The sequence below is a fragment of the Alkalibacter rhizosphaerae genome (genome assembly GCF_017352215.1).
GTDB classification, from domain to species: Bacteria; Bacillota; Clostridia; order Eubacteriales; family Alkalibacteraceae; genus Alkalibacter; species Alkalibacter rhizosphaerae.
Genome location: NZ_CP071444.1, coordinates 1,700,981 through 1,720,709 on the forward strand (window position 1 = coordinate 1,700,981; position 19,729 = coordinate 1,720,709).

The window sequence follows — 19,729 nt, forward strand, 5'->3', positions numbered from 1 at the left end:
AATATACCCCAAAAGTTAACAGGAATGCCACATAAAAATCAAAAAATAAAAAAATCCAGCTCGCAAATGCGAAACTGGATCTATTTTTATGCGATAGGCAGTGATTCCAGCAGGATATCTTCCAACTCCTCGGTGGTGATGCCAAAGACGATGGCCACTCCTTCCACGTTGCACACATTGTGGTACGTTGGCCGCAGATCCGATTCTTCATCGGTGACAGAGATGACGCAACCTTTTTCCACACTGGTCATGTGGGCTTTTATGTGTCCAATGATCCCGCCGGCTGCAGTAACTTTTTCACCCGCATCCTTCAGTAATCCGGACAGAAGTGTGCTGCCTTCCTCGTAGGATCTCAGGAGTTCAAAACGGTAGGTCCCCACTATGCTTTGATCGTGGGTGGAAACGGAAACGAATGAGCCTTTGTGTTCCTCGTGATCATGAGTATGCTGGTGATCGTGGTCATGACCCTCCAAACCGCATGTGCATTGCTGAGAATGGGCCATTATTCCACCTCCCTGGTGATACCGGTGATCTCTTCTAAAACACTTGCAGGAATGGTCTGGTTGGCACTGACGGCATAAAAGGTCGCCCTATCGTTGAAGGTCCGTACGGAGGTTTCCACCTCGTTTAATACATCGGCTTCAATGGCATCGGTTTTGTTCAAGAGGATGACATCTGCGTTGGTCAGCTGGTCTTTCAACAGCATTTCCATGGGACGGACCAGTCTCATCCATCGTTTGGAATCTACAACACATGTTACCTGGATGGGCATGTCCGGCATGGACTCCAAGATGGTGGTTCGGATGTTATCCGGATAGGCGACGCCGGTCCCTTCCAACAAGATGAATTGGGGATGGAAATCTCGTATGACGTTATAAAGCCCGACTACCAGTTCTCCGGACATGGTGCAGCACACACATCCTGAGAACATGTTGGCTACTTCGTATCCGCCGGATGCAAACATCTTTCCGTCCACGCTGATCTCTCCGATCTCGTTTTCAATAATGACCACTTGAGAGGAATCAACAGGATCGTCTCCAATGATGTGTTTTGCTATTTGCAGCATGACGCTGGTTTTTCCGGAACCCAGGAAACCTCCCAGGATAATGATTTTCATGATCTCACCTTATTTGTATACGACTTTGCTCAATTTCTTAGCTTCATCGCGGATCCAACCGCCGACCCGTTGAACGTCCGGATCAAAATAATCCAGGGAAGTAACGCCGCCGCTGAAAATGAATCCGCCGTCTCCAGCCAGTCTATCAAAGGTGTCTCTTACTTGTTGACGGACTTCTTCCTCGTCCACGTTGGGCCATGTAATCGGCATGCGGTACTCGAATCCGCCGTTGATGGCCAATTTTTTCCCATACTTATTCTTTATGGCAACCAAATCGTTTTCGATCTGAGCCGGATCCCAGACATTGACGCCGATATCCACCATGGAAGGGATCAAATCTTCGCAACGGCCGCAGTTGTGGTAGAAAATGGGCACATTTTCTTCCCGCACCAGATCCAAACACTGCTTGTAGCGCGGAACAAAGATCTCCTCAAAGAGTCTTGGAGAGATGAAAGGCTGCAGTTTGGATGCGGTATCATCCAGCAGATAATAGCCTTCCGGTTTGTAGTATTGCAACACATTTTTTGTAATATATAAGGAGTGCTCCAGCATATAATCCAGCAGTTCTTCCACTTCTTCCGTTTCTTCATAGATGGCGCACAGGCCTTCCGTAAAGCCCATGAAACCGATAAACTGTTGGAACAAGTCGGCATAACCGGCAATAACGAATGCGGTTTGATCCGGATCTTTCACGTATTTTGCCCGGTCTTCCCTTGCAGCGGCTTCCCAATCAAAACCGGTGTAGTCCGGTGCCTTTATGACATCTCTCCACTTGGTTACATCTGTAAGAATAAAATCATTGGGTTTCGGCAATGCTGCAAAATCGATGTCGTCGCCGGTAACAAATGTGACACCCCATGGATCTACACCGCCGCCCGGCCCTCGGAAACTTCCAAGGATCTTTGGGTCTGCCATAGACATCAAAGGTTCCATACCAGGTCCGCCAAAAGGGGATACGGGGACCCATTCCGGGGTTTCTCCTTTGGCTACTCTCAAAAAGTTCTCTTTAGGTGTTAAGTGTGCTGACATTGTTGACCTCCTTGTGATCGAGTTTTTTCTAATGCTAAAAATTACTTTGAAATTAGTATATCATATATTATAATTAAAAAAAACAGAAAATAATATAAAATTAAATAAGATTGATAATTTGAAATATGGAGCAATCGTTGTTTTTCCGTGACGTTAAAAAAGTTTTGACATATAATAAAAGATATTCAGAAAAGGGGGAGCCAGATGACTCGTCGACAAGAAAAACCACAGCACAAAACAAACTGGGTGCTCTTTGCCATTTTGGGATTTATGATCGTTTTGCTTTTTTTGGATCGTTGCTGTTCGGAAACAAACCTGCGGCTGGGCCAAAGCTCCTATTTTGAACAAAACGAAGGATGGAAGGTGGCGACGGAAGACTCCCAGTGGGAGGAAGTAACACTGCCTCACCAATTGGAAGCTTCTGTTGGAGAGAGATATTACTCCAGCTTTACTTTCTCGGAAGAAAACACTGCTGGGTCCATGATGCGGATACGGGCCTCCATGCAGGACGTTTTTGTATATCTGGACGGTCAGTTGATTTTTAAGAGCATCAAGCCGGAAAATGATCTCTATGAGATCCCCAATGCCAGCTTGTGGCATTTCGTCAACTTGCCGGAAGATCTGGACGGAAAAACCTTGACCATGGAGTGGGTGGCAAGGGAAGAAGCCTTTGCAGGTTGGATCAACGAGGTGGCCTTTGGAGAAGGGGACAGCCTTCTTTATAATTTGTTGGAAACACAGATATCCGGGATCTTTCTAACGTTACTGTTGTTGATCTTTGGGATCATTGCCATCTTTGCTGCATTTTTCATGAAAAACTATCGGGAGAACCAGTTTCTATACCTGGGATTGTTTGCACTGAGTACCAGTGTTTGGGTTTTCTCTGAAGCCAAGCTGATGCAGTTGATCACGGGAAACTGGTTCTTTGTCGGTGGGATCAGCTATATCATGCTGGCTTTGATGCCCGGATTTTTTCTCATGTTTTTAAAAAATGGAGTCTTGCGGCGTTATCAAAAATATGCCCTGGCCATGGCCCTCTTCTTCTTTGCAGAATGCGGAGTAAATTTGCTTCTCCAGGTGACGGGTGTAGCCAGTTTGTTTACGACCATCAAGGTAAACAACGCCCTGATGGCAGCAGGGGCCCTGGCGGTGGCGGGAATGCTGATTTGGGAAGGCTTCAAATATAAGAACGCCGATGCCAAAAAGATCTTGTCCTATTTCTCCGTGTTCATGATCGTTGTTTTGCTGGAAGTCGTCCAATTTTTCATTGGTCGCTATGAATACATATCGGCCTACAGTCGATTGGCGGTGGTGATGTTTTTCGTCATGTTGGGAAGGGACTCCCTCTTGAACTTCAACGAACTGGTGAGCAAGGAAAAAGAGCGGATCGTATTGCAGAAGATCGCCTATATGGATATCCTTACCGGCGGTAAAAATAGAACCGCATTTGAAAGAGACGCAGAACAAATGGTGGCGGAAAATCCGGACCAGAATTTCCGGCTGGTGTTTTTGGACATCAATAATTTGAAGGCCATCAACGATACTTTTGGTCATGCCCAGGGAGACCGATTGATCAAAACCTGCCATCAATTGCTGGAAAGTTCATTTGGCAGTTATGGGGAGATCTATCGGCTTGGTGGGGATGAGTTTGCCTGCTTGATGCAGCAAACAGAGGAAGAATTGTACCAGGAGCATCTGACAGCATTACAGGAGCAATTGAAGGGATTGAAGGACTGGCAACCCTACTCGGTGGAAGTGGCCATAGGCAGCGATATCTACTGGGCTGACAAGAACGAAGGATTTCGGGATTTCTATCATCGGGTGGATCAGCTGATGTATAAAGACAAAAGAAAATTAAAAGGTTCATTAGGAGGAGGAAAATGACGGAAAGCAGACAGAAAGTTTTTGATGTACTGGAACGTTTGGGGATCCAGGTGGAATGGGAAGAACACCCCCCGGTATTTACCATAGATGAAATGGACGATCTTGGGATCAGTGGCCGGGGCTGTGTCGTTAAGAATCTTTTCTTGAGGGATGCTAAAGGGAAACGACATTTCCTCGTTGTTCTGGCCAAGGACAAGCAGGCGGATCTGAAAGGCTTGCAGGAAAGAATCGGATGCAGCAAGTTGAGTTTTGCTTCAGAAGACCGGTTGAAAAAGCACTTGGATTTGACCAAGGGAGCTGTGACGCCCCTTGGTGTCATAAATAATGAGGATCGGACCGTGGAAGTGATCCTGGATGGAGATCTGGTGGGGCAAAACAGATTGGGAGTCCATCCCAACGACAACATGGCCACTTTGTGGATCGCCTATGAGGATCTATTGAAACTCATCAAGGATCATGGCAATCCGGTGACCATATTGGATGAACTTTAAGATCAAACTCTCTGTCCTTATGCAGGGAGTTTTTTCTTTGGGAACCGCATTGTTTGATATAATGAAAGAAAATGGGATCAGGAGGATTTGCTATGGACGTGGAAGTGGTTGCAGCTATCTTGATGGAAGGCGGAGAAGTTCTGTGCATGCAGCGAAAAGAGGGACGCTACGATTACCTGTCCTACAAATACGAGTTTCCCGGTGGGAAGCTGGAACCGGGCGAAAGCCGGGAAGAAGCCTTGGAACGAGAGCTGATGGAGGAGATGGAACTGGACGTGACAATAACTCCGGGCGAATTTTTGACCACCGTGGAACATCAGTATCCAGACTTCCGTTTGGTGATGCACTGCTATGTTCATAACATGACGGATCGGACTTTCCATCGGAAGGAACACCATTCCCACCAATGGGTGGGTGTTGATCGGTTGGAGACCTTGGACTGGGCCCAGGCAGACTGGCCGGTGGTGGAACGATTGAGTCGCTTACTATCGGGTAAATAACATCCATAGAAAAGACAAGGTGGTGGAACATCCATGAAATCAGCAAAAATCATATCAGGTATCGGCATAGTGGCCATGACAGCTGCCCTTATTCAAGGGTTTGCCATGGGAGATTTTTTTGTAGACGGTGGAGAGATCCTATCCAATCCATGGGGCATTGTTTCCATGGTGGATCTATATGTGGGGTTTGTTCTCTTTTCCTGCTGGATCGCATTTCGGGAAAAAAGTGTATTCGTCTCCATCGTATGGATCGCAGCCATGATGATCTTGGGATTCTTTGCCGGTAGTCTCTACGTCTTCATTCATTTGTATGCCAGCAAGGGAGACTGGTTACGGTTTTTCCTGGGTCATCGAAAAGAGGGTCTGGTTCCTACGAAGTGAATAAAAACACAGATCCAATAAAGAACGAAAGCATATCACCCTGGGTGATATGCTTTCGTTTGTCATATAAGCAGATTCATATAGGAGACAAAGATGTCGTGGCTGATGCTTTCGTATCTCGCCTTTGCGTGATCTGTCGCATGTGGATAGCGGGCTATGTGGCTTTCCCAGTCAAAGAGGTATTTTGATTTCACATCTGGTACGACAGCCAAGTCGCGTTGGAACCCTTCCGAATTCAATGGAGTCCCGAAGGATTCGCCGGGGTTGTCATAAACCATGTAGTCTTTGAGGAAGTTGTTGAGGGCAGCCCAGGTTTCAATGTTGGCGTCTTTTGGTCCCAAAGGAGATTTGTCAAATCCAAAGAGATATCCGCCTCCAGGCATCATGATGTCCAAAAACTCTTTGGCCCGGTCCACGATTTGCGCCGGTGTATCCATTTTCAGGGAGCTTACCGGGAATAAGCCCGTCAAAATGAATTTTTTACCCAACTTTTCTTTGATGATTTTTGGGTCGCCGTACTCAAACTGGATCTTGGTTCCGGCAGGCAGTTCTTCCAGGAGGATATCCAAATAGCGCATCCAATTGTCTTCGCAGAAAATAGAGGGACGTATCCCAAGAGCCGCATATTGCTGCAGTTGTTTTTTGAACGTCGGCATGTAAAGTTCCACAAAATCTTTTTCACGCATGAACGTCGGCATGTGCAGAGGCAGGAAGCAGCCGCCTTCCGGATGAGCTAGTGCCGGAAGCCCCCATTTGAAAACCAGGGGAAGAACAGCTTCGCAGGCTTCTTGCACCAGAGTGGGATTCCGGCGAATGTCCTTGCTGATGCCGGAGAAACTTCGCAGCTGGTCTGCAACAAAGTCCATTGGAGCTTCGGAAATCGCAAAGGACCCTCTTGGTGATCCAGGATAATAACCGTACTTTTCCACCAATCCGCCATAGATGGGAAGGAAGTTTACCGTATCCTGGGTCAAGGACGTTTTGGCCATTTCCAAGTAGGTAGAGCGTTGGATGGGATCGTCCAGGGAGAGCATGGGATGTTGGTTGGGAACGACTTCCTCCACCAGATAATCGAAACCTCTTTCGATGAGTTCCGGATAACCGGAAGCATCCATGCCCATCACTTCCGGGTGCTGCATTTGTCCTGTCTGGCTCATGACGAAGTTGTTGGAGTGGAGCAGTTCATAAAAGGATGGCGGTCTGGTCAATACCAGATTGGGTGGCGCTACGGGGCAGGAATCCGAATAGATTTTTTGGCATAACGTATCTGCTGAATCGGCCAGCATATTAAAATCATACTGGTAGGAAACAGGATCCAGTCCACCCTGATCTGCAAGGATGGAATAGGGTATGGATGCAGATACGGGCAAACGTTTTGGCAGCTTGTTGTTGTAAAAATCACGGTAAATTTGCTTGCGTTCTTCGACGGTACTTTCAGGATTGGTCATGAGATACCTCCAAATTTTATAAGATGGATTCATTATATCATATCTAAGTTATCTTATTGAACCTGGATGATTATGTTCCAAGAACTGCTTTTTCGATGCCATTTTTTCATAAAACTGAACCTTATGAACTCATAAGTGAATCCTATTAGACTGCGTTTTTACCGAATGATAAAATTAAGTCAAACTAACGTTGAAAAGGGGAAATGAAAAATGAGTAATCGAGTTTGTGACATTCTCGGAATTGAGTATCCCGTAATACAAGGAGCAATGGCATGGACGTCAATGTCTCCATTAGTAGTTGCCGTTTCGGAAGCTGGAGGACTTGGAGTTTTAGGTAGTGGTTTTATGCCGGCGCATATTATAGCAGCACAGGTAGAAGAAGTGAGGAAGGCAACCGATAAACCATTTGCAGCCAATTTATTCTTGGATCCTGGTCCTCAGCTGGAAATAGGATGTCAGGCGATCATTGATAACAAGGTTCCCGTAGCATATGTGGATACACTTAATCTATTGGAATATGATATGGCTAAAAAATATTATGACCGCCTGCACGCAGCAGGATGCAAAATAGTTGCTAAAATCAATTGCCTTTCCGATGCTTTGGTTGCAGAAAAAGCAGGAGCAGATGTCATTATTGCAAAGGGTGTTGAAGGTGGCGGACATTGCGCAAAAATCAGTGGAAGCGTTCTTCTGGCGGAAGTGACCCAAAATATTTCTTCGGTTCCCATCGTCGCTTCGGGAGGCATCGCGATCCCAATTCAAGCCGCAGCTTGCACGGTCGTTGGAGCGGAAGGTGTGGAAATGGGGACAGCGTTTGTCGCTACCTTTGAATGTCCTGTTCATGAAAATGTAAAGAATGCCATCGTTAAAGCGCAAGATATTGATATCATATCGTGTGGAAGTTGTACAGGCGAACCCAGCTGGCAGATCAATAACAATTTAGCAAAACGTCTGGTAGAAATTGAAGAAACCAATACAAAGGTTGCAGCAGCTCCATTATTTATGGAAGCATCGGAAGGATCTTTGAGAATAGCTTCTTTAGAAGGAGAGGTAGAAGAAGCCGGGGCGGTCTTGAGTGGACAGGTTGCCGGTCTCATCCATTCGATCCGCCCGGTAAAAGAACTGGTGGCAGATTTCTGTGTTGAATGGGAAGCATGCCTCAAACAAACATACACATTAATGTAAGGCTTTGTACTCCATGAGCCAACGAAAAAGCGTCCCTGGGTGAAAGGGGACGCTTTTTCTATGCTATTAAAAAGGGTGAGATTGGTATGGTTACATGGCCAGTTCGGTTCGTCGGATCAAGTCGTTCTGGCCGGATTCATGAAGTTCCACAAAGTAGGCACTGAAGCCGGCGACACGGACCACCAGGTCTTTGTGTTTGTCCGGATTCTTCTGGGCATCTTTCAAAGTGTCCGTGCTGATGACGTTGATCTGCAATTCCATGCCTCCCATGTTGAAGTAGGTCTCCATCAATTGGGAAAGTTTTTTCCACCCGTCTTCTCCTGCCAGGGCGGAGGGGTGGAACTTCAAGTTCATCAAAGTTCCGTTGGGGAAATTCTCCTGATCGATGGCGGCAACGGAAGAGATGACGCCTGTGGGGCCGTTTTTATCCATTTGCTGCGGTGCGGCGATGCCGTCGGCCAAAGGTTCCCCTTTGTGTCTACCATCTGGAGTTGCGTTGGTGATCATGCCGAACATGACATTGGTGGTTACGGGATAAAGGCCGGCGCTACATCGTCCACGGGGACCTGTCAAGGAATTGACGGCGTCTCCAAAGACTTTTGCTGCAAAGGTGGCGAATCGATCCGATTCTGGAAGGCCGTTGCCATAATGTGGTGCTTCATTCAGGATGTATCGGTGCAGGTCCTCGTATCCTTCCCAGTTGTTCAAAATGGCGTCGTACATTTCTTGGGCAGTACAGATCTTCTTTTCGAAAACGCAGTGGTTTATGATGTTCAAGCTGTCTGCCACGTTGCCGATGCCCACGCCGGAATCACCGGTGGAGTTGTACTTTGCACCGCCGTGCATGACGTCCATGCCGCTTTCCATGCAGCCTTCCATGGTGGCGGAGACCAATGGATTGGGAAGTACTTCTCTAGCCACATATTCAAAGGAGCTGATGTTCATGATGTGCCACTTCACAAAGTATTCGATCTGCTTTTTAAAGGCTTCCTTCACTTCTTCCATGGATTCCATCTCGTAGAGGTATCCGGTGGCCGGACCGACCCGTTTGTTGGGGTTCCCGGAGGTGCGGGGAAGAAAGCGTTGATCATGGGAACAAAGGTAAAGCCGTCGTTGATGGCCAGTAGCAGTGCATTGGCCATGTTCATGTAGCTTTCCGTACCGGTCCCTCCACAGGCCGGCCACTCCGTACCGCATCCTGCCGGTTCCACACAGCCGATGAGGGTGTAGTTGCGGGCGTCTTCCAAGGAGAGGCCCCGCTTCATCAGTGCAGGAATGATGACTTCGTCGTTTTCAAACGAGGGGACCCCGCCTGCCAGTTTGGTGGTTTCGATGGCAGCTTCCCACAGTTCAAGCGGCGTATTCTTATGGATCCGCAACGCCTGGGGTGGATCGTGAAGAAGAAGACGTCCCACGGATTGAAGCATCATGAAGGTCACATCATTGCTGGCGTCGGTGCCGTCTTTCTTGATCCCGCCCATGGTCATCAACTGACCGCTGGTATAACCCGGGTTGGCCTGGGTGGCGCCGTAGCTCCAGGGCTTGTTCATTTCTGCTACTTTCAGGTAGAAAAGATCCAGGATCTCCTGGGCATATTCCGGTGTGATGCGTCCCGCCTGGATGTCTGCTTCGTAAAAATCGCCCAAGTATTGGTCGACCCGGCCGAAGCTCATGCCGTGCATGTTGGCGTCCAGACAAAGAGCGGTCTGGTACATGAAAAGGCATTGGACCGCATCCACAAAGTTACGGGCCGGTTTTTCCACGGTCCAGTTCAGGGTATCCACCATCATCTCCAGCTCTTTGCGGCGCTTCGGATCCGTTTCCGCAGCCAATTTTTCTTCCGCCAAGGCGGCATAGCGCTTGGTCAGGGTGATGATCCCGTCGCAAACGATGGAAACGGACCGGTAAAAATTGTACTGGTCGATGGTTTTGCCGGGCAGGGCTTGATCGATCAGTTCTTTCATTTTCTCTTCTGCTTCTTCCTTGATGGCGCCAAATCCCTTGCGAATGGCGGTGTTGTAGCCGGTGCAGAAGTGGCCCACCGGGGATTGGCATTGATCGGAAGGTCCGAATTGGGTAACGCCGTTGCCGGCGATGTCTTTGTATTCGTCCAGGATCATGGCATCCGTTTTAGCGCTCATGCATTCCTTCATCCAAAAATCGATGGTGGAAAGTATGTAATCTCGGTCGTCTTCCGCCAGAATATATGGATCGATGGGGCGGGTGCTGATGAAGCGGTTTTCCACTTCTTCCTTGAGCCACTTGACGGAGTTTTCCGGATACAGGGCTGCCGCTCGATAGGTTCCGGATTGGGCGCCCACAATGACTTCGTTGTCATCGATGCGAACGGGGATGTTTTCCAGGATGTTGCGCAAATTCTTTGCCCGTTTCAATATGCCCGTCAGATCCGGATTTTCCATGTAGAATTCTGTGATGAGTCGATATCGGGCAGTGCAGATCTCCGGATTGGTTTCCCGATACTTCTCCCGCATGTCGGAGACTCGTTTGGTGATGGGTTTGAGGGTGTACATGTTTGTCCTCCTTATTTTTCAATATTGTAACTATTGTCCTATTGATTATTTTCAGTATATCACAACCATTGGAAGATCCATTGGATCTTGGATCAGTTTTAGCATGCAACAAATTCATGAATTCATGCGGGAAATGATGGTTTCTTGTGATACACTGTTAATGAAAGCACAGCATGAAATGGACAAGGAACGGAGGGATCTTTTGAATTTTTCGCAGATCAAATGTTTTTTGGCGGCGGCCGAATATCTGAGTTTCACCAAGGCGGCCAAACGACTGTATTTGTCCCAACCTGTGGTGAGTCGTCAAATCGCCGCCATGGAAGAAGCATTGGGTATGGAGTTGTTTTATCGGGAAAAGAAAAGCCTGCGTTTGACGCCGGCTGGAACCGTGATGGCGGAAGGTCTGGAACAATTGGCGGGAGATTACCAGGTCCTTGTTGAAAAAGCCAATGCCGCCCATCAGGGATTTGCAGGCCAGTTGAACATCGGCATGATCGAAGGCCAGCAGGTATGTCCGCCCTATTCCGATGCCCTGACCAAATTCAGTCGATTTCACCCGGATATTCGGGTATTTTTGTCTGGGCACACCATGGCAGAATTGAGTCGAGCCCTTGCCGGAGGAGAGATCGATGTGGCTTTTGGTGCATCTTTCAATCTGGAGGATGAAGAGGGACTGGAACACCTGGTGGTGGGTAAGGCATCCACCAGATTGGTGATCCCCAAAGACCATCCCTTGGCAAACAAGCAGAATGTTCGCTTGTCGGATTTTAAGGAAGATACCTTTCTTACCTTGCCGGAGAAGGAATCGCCCTATATTTCCCGATTCGCACAATACGTGGGGGAATTGGGGAATTTCAAACCAAAGACCCTGGAAGCCCCAAATATTCGGGAGTTGGCCTTGTGGCTGGAAGCCGGCTATGGTATTTTTCCGCTGAATGAAAATCATTCTCTGCGAAACAGTCCCAAGCTGGTTTTCAAAGAGATCCCGGAATTTGCGGACAGCGTGGAGATCGTCATGTGGAAAAAAGATGATCCGAATCCGGCCATTGCACCTTTTCTGGAGCAATTTGAAGACATGTAAAAGTGTTATCACCTCATGCGAAAAACGCACTTTCTTCCATGGAGGGGATTGGGTACAATGAAAGCAGCAACTAGTTACGCAGTAAATCACGGAATGGAGAGCGAATAAATGGAATTGGTCAAAACTACAGGCAAGTTTTATGACATACAGGGTTTTTCGGTCCACGACGGACCGGGGATCCGTTTGACATTGTTTATGAAAGGGTGTCCCCTTCGCTGTCCCTGGTGTCATAGTCCTGAGTCCCAGGCTTTCGAGACGGAACTGAACTGGATGGAGATCAAATGCATGGGGGTGGAAGCCTGCGGAAATTGCATCGAGGCATGTCCTCAGGGGGCCATCACATATGGGAAGAAGAAAGTAAGGGCAGCTACCCAGGAAGAGATCACCTTGATCCATGTAGACCGGGACAAATGCAACAATTGCGGCGTATGCGAAACCGTTTGTACGCCGAAAGCCCTTTATCTTTGCGGGAAAGATCATACGGTGGAGGAGATCATGGACAGGGTCCGTCGGGATGTTCCTTTCTTCAAGACATCAGGTGGTGGAGTCACTCTCTCCGGTGGAGAGTGTTTGAGTCAACCGGCTTTTTTAACGGAAGTCTTGAAGCGATGCAAGGAAGAGGGGATCCATACGGCAGTAGATACCACGGGTTTTGCCCGATGGGAATCCTTTGAAAAGATTTTGCCCTACACGGACCTGTTTCTCTACGACCTGAAAAATATGGACAGCGAAAAACACCGCAAAGTAGTGGGAGTGCCCAACGAGGTCATCCTGGAAAATGCCCGAAAGATCGCAAAAGCCGGTGGGAAGTTTCAGATCCGCATCCCGGTGATCCCCCGATTCAACGATACGACCGAGGATTTTCAGGCATATGGAGAATTCATCAAGAGCCTGGGTTCCGCTGTGGAAGTGGTCCAGCTATTGCCTTATCACAGCATGGGGACCGTGAAGTGGGAGCGGCTGCAGCGGGATGCACCGGTCCTGGAAGCCCTGCCTCCATCGGAAGAGAAGATGGAAAGATTGAAAGATCAACTGGTGGAAATGGGGCTGCCTGTCATCATTCATTAAAAAAGAAAAACTGTGGACCTTGAATGGGGCCACAGTTTTTTTATCATAAAGTTTTTGGAACCGGAGCCATCAATGGCTTTGGTACATCCGGTCCGTTTCATATTTGGGTTCGCAGGTGACATGGATCCCCAATTTTTTGAAGATCTTTTCATCCACACTGGACAAGATCACCGAAGAGTGGAGCTGACAGTGACGGAGCTTGGAAAGTTGCTCCAAGGCACATTTGGCATGCTCATTGTGGGCGGCGCTGACGGACAGGGCGATGAGGATCTCATCGCTGTGGAGTCTGGGGTTCTTTCCTTTCAGATATTTTGTCTTCAAGGTTTGAATGGGTTCGATGGCTTCCGGCGATACCAGGTGCATGTCGTGGTCGATGCCGCCCAATTCCTTGATGGCATTAAGGATCACGGCGGCGGAACAACCCAGCAGATCCGAGGTTTTTCCGGTGATGATCCGACCGTCGTGAAGTTCGATTGCGGCGGCGGGATGGCCCGTCTCCAATTCCCGGTCGAGAGCAGGTTTGATCACTTTGCGATGTTCTACCGTGACTCCTGCCTGTTTCATCAGCAGTTCCAGTTTATAGACGATCTCTTTGGTTCCCCGTCCTCTTTTAAAATCCAGCAAGGCGGTGTAGTATCTTCGGATGATCTCCTGTCTGGCTGCTTCCTGGCAGACGGCATCGTCGATGATGCAGTTGCCTGCCATGTTGACCCCCATGTCTGTAGGCGATTTATAGGGATTTTTACCCACGATCAATTCGAAAATGGCATTGAGGACTGGAAAGATTTCAATATCCCGGTTGTAGTTCACCGTTGGCTTTCCATAGGCTTCCAAGTGGAAAGGGTCAATCATGTTCACATCGTCCAGGTCCGCCGTTGCAGCTTCGTAGGCGATGTTGACCGGATGGCGCAATGGAAGGTTCCAGATGGGAAAGGTTTCGAATTTGGCGTAGCCGGCTTCGATCCCCCGTTGGTGATCGTGATAGAGCTGGGACAGGCAGGTGGACATTTTTCCGCTGCCGGGGCCTGGCGCCGTGACAACTACCAGGGGCCGGGTCGTTTCTACGTATTCGTTTTTTCCATAGCCTTCGTCACTGACGATGTGGGATACGTTGTGGGGGTAGCCGTCAATGGTGTAGTGAAGGTAAGTTTTGATGTGAAGGGACTCCAGCTTCTGTCGGAAGCGGGTGGCTGCATTTTCTCCCGTATACTGGGTGATGACCACGCTGCCCACCATGAATCCCCGGCCTTGAAAAGCGTCGATGAGTCTCAAGACGTCGTTGTCGTAGGTGATGCCATGGTCTCCCCGGATCTTGTTGTTTTCGATGTCATCGGCGCTGATCACGATGACGATCTCCAGCTGGTCCTTGAGCTGATCCAGCATTTTTAACTTGCTGTCCGGTTCGAAGCCCGGCAGGACCCTGGAAGAGTGGTAATCGTCAAAGAGCTTTCCGCCAAATTCCAGGTACAGCTTGTTGCCGAACAGGCCGATCCTCTCTTTGATGTGCTCTGATTGGGTTTTCTTGTATTGTTCGTTGTCAAATCCGATTCTCATGGCGTCTCTCCTTTAAATCTGCTTCCAATATTCTTCAAAAGTATACCATCATCCCTCTGTGTTTTCAAAGGAATTCCGTTCCAAAATATTTCTCAAGGATGTTTCAAAATACCGGTCCTGGTCCTTGGAGCGTTTCTTTGGTCCCTTCACCCGAAGGCCTGCCTGACGAGCTTTTTTGGAGGCGTGCCTCGAAAAGAGCAGACCGTCGATGTTCTCGGACGTGTAGGGCCTTCCGTCTTGGTGCAGGACCTGGGCACCTCTTGCAATGCACATGGCGGCCAGTCCGTAATCCTGGGTGATGACCAGATCACCCTTTTCCACCATGTTGACCAATGCAAAATCCACGCTGTCCGAACCTTTGGACAGGATACGGGTCGTTGCACCGGGTCGCTGGATCTGGTGGGCCGTATCGCACAGGATGATGCAGGGGATGTTGTACTCTCTTGCCATGCGGACTGTAGTGTCCACGACAGGGCAACCATCGGCGTCGATCAGTATCTTCATGATTCACCTCCTTCATCATTATAGAACAAAATCATTGCCATGTGTCATCGGATACAGTAAAATGGACAAAATTGTGAAATTTGATCGTAATGGAGGGATATGACGTGGAAAAACTGTTGGATGGGATCACCAGATTTCGACGGGAAGATTTTGAAGCACACAAGGAATTGTTCACTGCATTGGGAGGCAGTCAAAAACCCCACACCTTATTCATCTCTTGTTCTGATTCCCGGATCGATCCCAATATGATCACCGGCACGAAACCGGGGGAACTGTTCATCATTCGAAACATCGCCAACCTGGTGCCACCCTACCGGGAAAGCGACGAATACCTGGCCACCACATCGGCCATCGAGTATGCGGTGTTGACCCTGGAGGTAGAAAACATCGTTGTCTGCGGGCATTCCAACTGTGGAGGGTGTGCCGCCAGCATGAAATCCGAGGAAGAAATGGCAGGACTGCCCCACACCAAAAAATGGCTGGAGTTGATGAAACCGGTCCGGGACAAGGTATTGGAACGATTCGGAGAAGACGAACCGGAGGCCAGGGAATGGTACATGGAGCAGGGAAACGTGGTGGAACAGCTGCGTCACTTGATGACCTTCCCATACATCAAGGAGCGGGTGGAAGCAGGCAGTTTGATTTTAAGCGGATGGTACTATATCATTGAAACAGGAGAGATTTTTATTTACGACGACGAGTGCGGTTTGTTCAACTGCAAAAACTGAGGAAAGAAGGATGATCCATGGCCTATGACTTTATAAAGGTACCGAATCGAAGGAATGTGGGGTCCGCCAAATATCAGCAAATGATGGATTGGAATCCGAAAGTAGAGGAAGACATTGTTCCCTTTTCCGTGGCGGACATGGAACTGGCCAATCCGCCGGAGATCATCAAGGGGCTCCAGGATTATTTGGAGGATGCGGTGTTGGGTTATACCATGCCCACCAAGGCATACAAGCAGGCAGTCGCCGGTTGGATGAAACGGCGTCACCAATGGGAGATCCAGGAAGAATGGATGTTGACGGCACCGGGGGTGGTCCATGCTTTCTTTACAGGGGTGCAGGCCTATTCCGATCCGGGAGACGGCGTCATCGTCATGCCGCCGGTATACTATCCTTTCTACCGGGCCATTGAAGCCAATGGGAGAAAAGTGGTTTCCAATCCGTTGGCATTGGAAGAAGGTCGCTATGTCATCGACTATGAAGACCTGGAGAAAAAGGCGAAAGACCCGAGCAACAAGGTCCTTTTGTTTTGCAGTCCCCACAATCCTGTAGGTCGGGTTTGGACGAAAGAGGAATTGGTGCAGGTTGCAAAAATCTGTTTGGAAAACCAGGTGGTGATGTTGTCCGACGAGATCCACTTTGACTTGATCCTCCCCGGACACGTCCACACGGTGATGGCCAGCCTGTCGGAAGAGGCGGCAAAACAAACCGTGGTGTTCACGGCGCCCAGCAAGACCTTCAACCTGGCGGGGATGCAAACCTCCAACATCATCATACCCGATGAAAAATTGCGGAAAAAATACGAGGATGAAGCGGCAAAAACCGGTATTTTCGGGTTGAATATTTTAGGCTACAAAGCCTGTGAGATCGCCTATACCCAGTGTGAAGGCTGGCTGGAAGAGTTTTTGGTCCTTTTGGAAAAAAATCATCAGATCGTCAAGGAATTTTTTAAAGTCCAGTTGCCGGACGTGACGGTTTTTGACCTGGAAGGAACCTATTTGCAGTGGATGGATTTTCGAAAGTTTGGTCTGTCCAAGGAAGAACTGGAACATGTCATGCAGCAGAAGGCCCAGGTTTTCTTTGACGAAGGATATGTTTTTGGAGAAGAAGGGGCGGGATTTGAACGAATGAACCTTGCCTGTCCCACATGGGTATTGGAAGAAGGGCTAATGAGGATCAAAGAAGCGTTGCAGTGATCGCTGCAACGCTTTAAATATTTCCGGATTTTAAAATGGAAAACATCAACCACAAGCTCAACAGCCCTGCCAGACCAAACCCAAACAGACCCACGATGGAGATGCCGTTGATGGACGGACCCTGCCCGGAACGAACGATGAGAGCAGAAGCCACGATGAGGGCGGAAACCAACAGGGCAAAGACCATCCGATTGACCATTTTATTGAACTCCACCCATTTTTCGTCCAGGTTGGTGATGTTGATCTTCACCTTGCCCCGACCGCTGATGAAATTGTCCAGGATCGTCTGGACGGATGAGGGGATCAGCGCCAGGTCCCGAACGAAATGGTGGCCTCCCAGCAGGAGAGTCTCCAATTGAAGATCCTTCAGCGGGTTTTCAATGTCGCCTTTGGTATAGTGGCGGGCCAGTTCGATGATGTTCAGATCCGGAGAGAGCTCGCTGACCACACCCTCCAGAATCACCAAGGATTTTAATAGCATGGTGTATTCTCGTGGGACCCGCAAATTGTTTTTTCGGGCGGCATCAAAAACATCCATGAGGAGACGGGACACCTGGATGTTGCGAAAACTGGACAGGAAATAGGAGTTCAGAAGAGTTTCCACATCTTCATACAGCTGGTTTCGATCGATGGGCCCCTTGTAGATCCCGATGCGCAGCATAAGGTTGACCAGGGCATTGACATCTTTAACGGCCAGTGATTTGACGATCTCGTTGGTGCTTCCTTTCGCCACAGTGGACAGGGAACCCATGATGCCAAAATCGATATAGTAGATCTTGCCGTCTCGGATCAACAGGTTGCCCGGGTGGGGGTCGCCGTGGAAGAATCCGGTCTCCAGCACCTGGTATAGAAAAGACAAGACCAGTTTTTTTCCGATGTCCTCCAAATCATATCCTTCTTCTTTCAGTGCGGGCATGTTGTTGATCTTGATCCCGTCGATCTTTTCCTGCACCACCAAACGGCTGGAGCAGTAAGCCGGGAACACCTTGGGAAGGGAGATGCAGGCGATGCTTTGATTTTCTTCCTGAAAACGCTCCATGTAAGCCAGTTCATTGGCAAAGTCCAGTTCCAAAATGCTGGTTTCCTTGATCTCTCGAAGAGCATCTACCGGATCCAACAAAACATCTTTGAAGGAGTTGGGCATTTTCTGTGCGATGTAGATCAATATATCCAGATCTTCCAAAAAAGTCTCTTCGATATCCGGACGCCGCACCTTGACAATGACCGCTTCGCCGGTGGATAAAAGGGCTTCGTGGACCTGGGCGACGGAGGCGCAGGCGATGGGGATCTTTTCGAAATGAGAAAAATAGGCGCTATAAGAAGGACCCAGATCTTCTGCAAGGATCTTTTCAACGCTCTCCCATGGGAATGGAGAGGCGTTGTCTTGCAGTTTTGTCAATTCCATCCGGTATTCCGGAGGGACCAGATCGGGTCTGGTGGACAAGATTTGCCCCAACTTCATGAAAGTGGGACCCAGTTCTTCAAAAAGGTGTTTCAGATTTTCCGGGTCCCGCTTTGTTTTTTCACTGCGAAGGGTGGTGTGGATAAAATGTCCGAAACCGTATTTGCTGAAGGCTCGAACGATCTGGCGAAAGCGTTTGCTTTTGAGCATGTGATCACAACCTTGTATTATTCAGACAGTTTTGCTTCCAATTCCGCCACGCGGGCTTCCAGCTTTTCCAGGTCCTCCTTGGTGGCCAAACGCAAAGAAGCAAGAAAACTTTTTAATTCTTCTTTGTGTTTCCCGGATTCCTTGTCTCGAAGAAGTTCTTCCCGCAGTTCCTTGCCTTCTTTAACGGTCATTTTCCCTTTTTCGATCAGTTCCTGGACTACGCCATCCACTTTCTCCATGGAGGCGGATGCGGCACCCAGGGTCAGCAGCATGAGTTTTTTCAGTTCATCCATGTTTTCAACACTTCCTTTCATTCATAATCTATTCATACACGTTTTTGGAGAGGAATAAACAAGATCCCATTTTACATATTTTGTTTATTAAAGGAAGATAAAGGGTAAAAAAAACATACGTCATCGTCTCTACATGAATCACACAGATACGACTATCAATGAAAGTGGCGAAGAACCCAGAAAGTGGGCGGGTGTATTGAACAACAAAAAGTTTATTGAGCAGGAGTTCTACCGTTTTATTTTTGAGAACAGCATGGATGCCATTTTTTTGACCAGTCCGGACGGAGCCATCCACCGGGCCAATCCGGCGGCGTGCCGGATGTTTGAGATGACCGAAGAAGAACTCGTCAAAGCCGGCCGTGCCGGCATCGTCGATCTCGAAGACCCCAGGCTGGAAGCCGGATTAAAGGAACGGGAAGAAAAAGGATTTGTTTTTGCGGAGTTGACTTATATTAAAAAAGACGGGACCCGTTTTCCAGGTCAGGTCACTTCCACCATATTCCATGATGAAAACGGGTCGCCATGGACGGCCATGATCGTTCGGGATGTGACCCATGTCAAGCAAACGAAAGATGCACTGTTGGAATTGCAAAAGGTCACGGAAGACATGGCTTCAAGAGATTACTTGACGGGAGTTCTCAATCGCAGGGGGTTTGTGGAAAAATTGAAGAAGGAAGTAAGCCGGCTGCAGCGGGAAAAAGGGCAGCTGACGTTGATGATGATCGACATCGACTATTTCAAGGCCATCAACGACCAGTATGGTCACTTGCAGGGAGATGCCCTCCTTATAGAATTTGCTGATCGTTTGAAAAAACTGATTCGACCCTACGACGAGATCGGCCGGTATGGTGGGGACGAATTTATCCTCATGATGCCCAATACGGGGGAAGCTGATGCTCTGTTGGCTGCAGAAAGGATCCGGTTGGTATTTAAAAATGACCCCATCAAGACCACGAAGAAGAAGATCCCCATCACCTTGAGCATCGGGGTGTCCGTATATACCCATGAAGACGGACGGGACTTGACCAGCATGCTCTCCAAGGTGGACGACAACATGTACCGGGCCAAGGAAAAAAGAGACTTTGTTTATGCACATTGAAACCTAACGATAGGGGCGGTTTTCCGGAAGG

At 48.6% G+C, this 19,729-nt stretch carries 19 protein-coding genes and 1 pseudogene; 10 read left to right on the forward strand and 10 right to left on the reverse strand.

The window, feature by feature from the left end; genetic code table 11:
• Window positions 1-86: 86 nt before the first annotated feature.
• Genes J0B03_RS08500 through J0B03_RS08510 form a run of 3 tightly spaced genes read right to left on the reverse strand, consistent with a single transcriptional unit; the run spans window position 87 to window position 2,146 of the window.
• On the reverse strand, window positions 87-503 hold the full coding sequence (locus tag J0B03_RS08500) for a hypothetical protein (protein WP_207299191.1): 417 nt from the start codon (window positions 501-503) through the stop codon (window positions 87-89).
• A complete protein-coding gene (locus J0B03_RS08505; RefSeq protein WP_207299192.1) occupies window positions 503-1,117 on the reverse strand; it encodes a GTP-binding protein in 615 nt (204 codons plus the stop codon). The genes J0B03_RS08500 and J0B03_RS08505 overlap by 1 nt, the downstream gene beginning before the upstream one ends.
• 9 nt (window positions 1,118-1,126) lie before the next feature.
• Window positions 1,127-2,146: a uroporphyrinogen decarboxylase family protein gene (locus J0B03_RS08510; RefSeq protein ID WP_207299193.1), complete on the reverse strand. Its 1,020-nt coding sequence runs from the start codon at window positions 2,144-2,146 to the stop codon at window positions 1,127-1,129.
• A gap of 204 nt (window positions 2,147-2,350) precedes the next feature.
• Between J0B03_RS08510 and J0B03_RS08515 the strand changes: the two genes are divergently transcribed.
• The 4 genes and pseudogenes from J0B03_RS08515 to J0B03_RS08530 all read left to right on the forward strand — a co-directional run.
• Window positions 2,351-4,030: a GGDEF domain-containing protein gene (locus J0B03_RS08515; protein ID WP_207299194.1), complete on the forward strand. Its 1,680-nt coding sequence runs from the start codon at window positions 2,351-2,353 to the stop codon at window positions 4,028-4,030.
• Window positions 4,027-4,521: a prolyl-tRNA synthetase associated domain-containing protein gene (locus J0B03_RS08520; protein ID WP_207299195.1), complete on the forward strand. Its 495-nt coding sequence runs from the start codon at window positions 4,027-4,029 to the stop codon at window positions 4,519-4,521. Before J0B03_RS08515 ends, J0B03_RS08520 begins: the two co-directional genes overlap by 4 nt.
• Before the next feature lie 92 nt (window positions 4,522-4,613).
• Window positions 4,614-5,021 carry a (deoxy)nucleoside triphosphate pyrophosphohydrolase gene (locus tag J0B03_RS08525; RefSeq protein WP_207299196.1) on the forward strand — a complete coding sequence of 136 codons (408 nt, stop codon included), beginning with the start codon at window positions 4,614-4,616 and terminating at the stop codon, window positions 5,019-5,021.
• A 24-nt stretch (window positions 5,022-5,045) separates the two neighbouring features.
• Window positions 5,046-5,402, forward strand: a pseudogene (locus tag J0B03_RS08530) (DUF1475 family protein); the annotation flags it as partial.
• Window positions 5,403-5,464: 62 nt separating this feature from the next.
• Here the strand turns inward: J0B03_RS08530 and J0B03_RS08535 are convergent.
• Window positions 5,465-6,850, reverse strand: coding sequence for a uroporphyrinogen decarboxylase/cobalamine-independent methonine synthase family protein (locus tag J0B03_RS08535; RefSeq protein ID WP_207299198.1), 1,386 nt, complete (start codon window positions 6,848-6,850; stop codon window positions 5,465-5,467).
• 210 nt (window positions 6,851-7,060) lie between these two features.
• Between J0B03_RS08535 and J0B03_RS08540 the strand changes: the two genes are divergently transcribed.
• A complete protein-coding gene (locus J0B03_RS08540) occupies window positions 7,061-8,035 on the forward strand; it encodes an NAD(P)H-dependent flavin oxidoreductase (RefSeq protein ID WP_207299199.1) in 975 nt (324 codons plus the stop codon).
• Window positions 8,036-8,125: 90 nt separating this feature from the next.
• Here the strand turns inward: J0B03_RS08540 and J0B03_RS12360 are convergent, their stop codons facing one another.
• Window positions 8,126-9,040, reverse strand: coding sequence for a pyruvate formate lyase family protein (locus tag J0B03_RS12360; RefSeq protein ID WP_256436413.1), 915 nt, complete (start codon window positions 9,038-9,040; stop codon window positions 8,126-8,128).
• Complete coding sequence (locus tag J0B03_RS08550; RefSeq protein ID WP_207299201.1) at window positions 9,028-10,566, reverse strand: pyruvate formate lyase family protein; 1,539 nt, start codon at window positions 10,564-10,566, stop codon at window positions 9,028-9,030. The genes J0B03_RS12360 and J0B03_RS08550 overlap by 13 nt, the downstream gene beginning before the upstream one ends.
• 103 nt (window positions 10,567-10,669) lie before the next feature.
• On the opposite strand from J0B03_RS08550, the gene J0B03_RS08555 reads away from it, so the two are divergent.
• Together J0B03_RS08555 and J0B03_RS08560 are read left to right on the forward strand one after the other, a co-directional pair.
• A complete protein-coding gene (locus J0B03_RS08555; RefSeq protein ID WP_207299202.1) occupies window positions 10,670-11,647 on the forward strand; it encodes a LysR family transcriptional regulator in 978 nt (325 codons plus the stop codon).
• Between the two features lie 108 nt (window positions 11,648-11,755).
• Entirely contained in the window at window positions 11,756-12,715 is a 960-nt protein-coding gene (locus J0B03_RS08560) for a glycyl-radical enzyme activating protein (protein WP_207299203.1), read from the forward strand.
• Window positions 12,716-12,784: 69 nt separating this feature from the next.
• On the opposite strand, the gene J0B03_RS08565 is transcribed toward J0B03_RS08560, so the two are convergent.
• Window positions 12,785-14,269 (reverse strand): DUF1846 domain-containing protein, encoded by a 1,485-nt coding sequence (locus J0B03_RS08565; protein WP_207299204.1) that lies wholly within the window; start codon window positions 14,267-14,269, stop codon window positions 12,785-12,787.
• Window positions 14,270-14,317: 48 nt separating this feature from the next.
• Window positions 14,318-14,773, reverse strand: a complete 456-nt coding sequence (locus J0B03_RS08570) for a YaiI/YqxD family protein (RefSeq protein WP_207299205.1) — start codon at window positions 14,771-14,773, stop codon at window positions 14,318-14,320.
• Window positions 14,774-14,877: 104 nt separating this feature from the next.
• On the opposite strand from J0B03_RS08570, the gene J0B03_RS08575 reads away from it, so the two are divergent.
• Both J0B03_RS08575 and J0B03_RS08580 read left to right on the forward strand, forming a co-directional pair.
• A complete protein-coding gene (locus J0B03_RS08575; RefSeq protein WP_246798112.1) occupies window positions 14,878-15,501 on the forward strand; it encodes a carbonic anhydrase in 624 nt (207 codons plus the stop codon).
• 17 nt (window positions 15,502-15,518) lie between these two features.
• Window positions 15,519-16,694 (forward strand): MalY/PatB family protein, encoded by a 1,176-nt coding sequence (locus J0B03_RS08580; RefSeq protein WP_207299206.1) that lies wholly within the window; start codon window positions 15,519-15,521, stop codon window positions 16,692-16,694.
• Between the two features lie 13 nt (window positions 16,695-16,707).
• On the opposite strand, the gene J0B03_RS08585 is transcribed toward J0B03_RS08580, so the two are convergent.
• Both J0B03_RS08585 and J0B03_RS08590 read right to left on the reverse strand, forming a co-directional pair.
• Window positions 16,708-18,306, reverse strand: coding sequence for an ABC1 kinase family protein (locus J0B03_RS08585; RefSeq protein WP_207299207.1), 1,599 nt, complete (start codon window positions 18,304-18,306; stop codon window positions 16,708-16,710).
• A 17-nt stretch (window positions 18,307-18,323) separates the two neighbouring features.
• A complete protein-coding gene (locus J0B03_RS08590; RefSeq protein WP_207299208.1) occupies window positions 18,324-18,599 on the reverse strand; it encodes a phasin family protein in 276 nt (91 codons plus the stop codon).
• Between the two features lie 196 nt (window positions 18,600-18,795).
• Here J0B03_RS08590 and J0B03_RS08595 point away from each other — a divergent pair, with 196 nt between their 5' ends.
• On the forward strand, window positions 18,796-19,698 hold the full coding sequence (locus J0B03_RS08595; RefSeq protein WP_207299209.1) for a sensor domain-containing diguanylate cyclase: 903 nt from the start codon (window positions 18,796-18,798) through the stop codon (window positions 19,696-19,698).
• The last annotated feature ends 31 nt before the right edge of the window (window positions 19,699-19,729 follow it).

Bases quoted from the DNA above. Each gene is read 5' to 3' on its own strand.
- J0B03_RS12360 (WP_256436413.1), bottom strand. From the start codon at position 9,040: ATGGAAGAAGTGAAGGAAGCCTTTAAAAAGCAGATCGAATACTTTGTG.
- J0B03_RS08520 (WP_207299195.1), top strand. From the start codon at position 4,027: ATGACGGAAAGCAGACAGAAAGTTTTTGATGTACTGGAACGTTTGGGG.
- J0B03_RS08500 (WP_207299191.1), bottom strand. From the start codon at position 503: ATGGCCCATTCTCAGCAATGCACATGCGGTTTGGAGGGTCATGACCAC.
- J0B03_RS08570 (WP_207299205.1), bottom strand. From the start codon at position 14,773: ATGAAGATACTGATCGACGCCGATGGTTGCCCTGTCGTGGACACTACA.
- J0B03_RS08560 (WP_207299203.1), top strand. From the start codon at position 11,756: ATGGAATTGGTCAAAACTACAGGCAAGTTTTATGACATACAGGGTTTT.
- J0B03_RS08550 (WP_207299201.1), bottom strand. From the start codon at position 10,566: ATGTACACCCTCAAACCCATCACCAAACGAGTCTCCGACATGCGGGAG.
- J0B03_RS08535 (WP_207299198.1), bottom strand. From the start codon at position 6,850: ATGACCAATCCTGAAAGTACCGTCGAAGAACGCAAGCAAATTTACCGT.
- J0B03_RS08585 (WP_207299207.1), bottom strand. From the start codon at position 18,306: ATGCTCAAAAGCAAACGCTTTCGCCAGATCGTTCGAGCCTTCAGCAAA.
- J0B03_RS08510 (WP_207299193.1), bottom strand. From the start codon at position 2,146: ATGTCAGCACACTTAACACCTAAAGAGAACTTTTTGAGAGTAGCCAAA.
- J0B03_RS08565 (WP_207299204.1), bottom strand. From the start codon at position 14,269: ATGAGAATCGGATTTGACAACGAACAATACAAGAAAACCCAATCAGAG.
- J0B03_RS08580 (WP_207299206.1), top strand. From the start codon at position 15,519: ATGGCCTATGACTTTATAAAGGTACCGAATCGAAGGAATGTGGGGTCC.
- J0B03_RS08540 (WP_207299199.1), top strand. From the start codon at position 7,061: ATGAGTAATCGAGTTTGTGACATTCTCGGAATTGAGTATCCCGTAATA.
- J0B03_RS08590 (WP_207299208.1), bottom strand. From the start codon at position 18,599: ATGGATGAACTGAAAAAACTCATGCTGCTGACCCTGGGTGCCGCATCC.
- J0B03_RS08505 (WP_207299192.1), bottom strand. From the start codon at position 1,117: ATGAAAATCATTATCCTGGGAGGTTTCCTGGGTTCCGGAAAAACCAGC.
- J0B03_RS08555 (WP_207299202.1), top strand. From the start codon at position 10,670: ATGCAACAAATTCATGAATTCATGCGGGAAATGATGGTTTCTTGTGAT.
- J0B03_RS08515 (WP_207299194.1), top strand. From the start codon at position 2,351: ATGACTCGTCGACAAGAAAAACCACAGCACAAAACAAACTGGGTGCTC.
- J0B03_RS08525 (WP_207299196.1), top strand. From the start codon at position 4,614: ATGGACGTGGAAGTGGTTGCAGCTATCTTGATGGAAGGCGGAGAAGTT.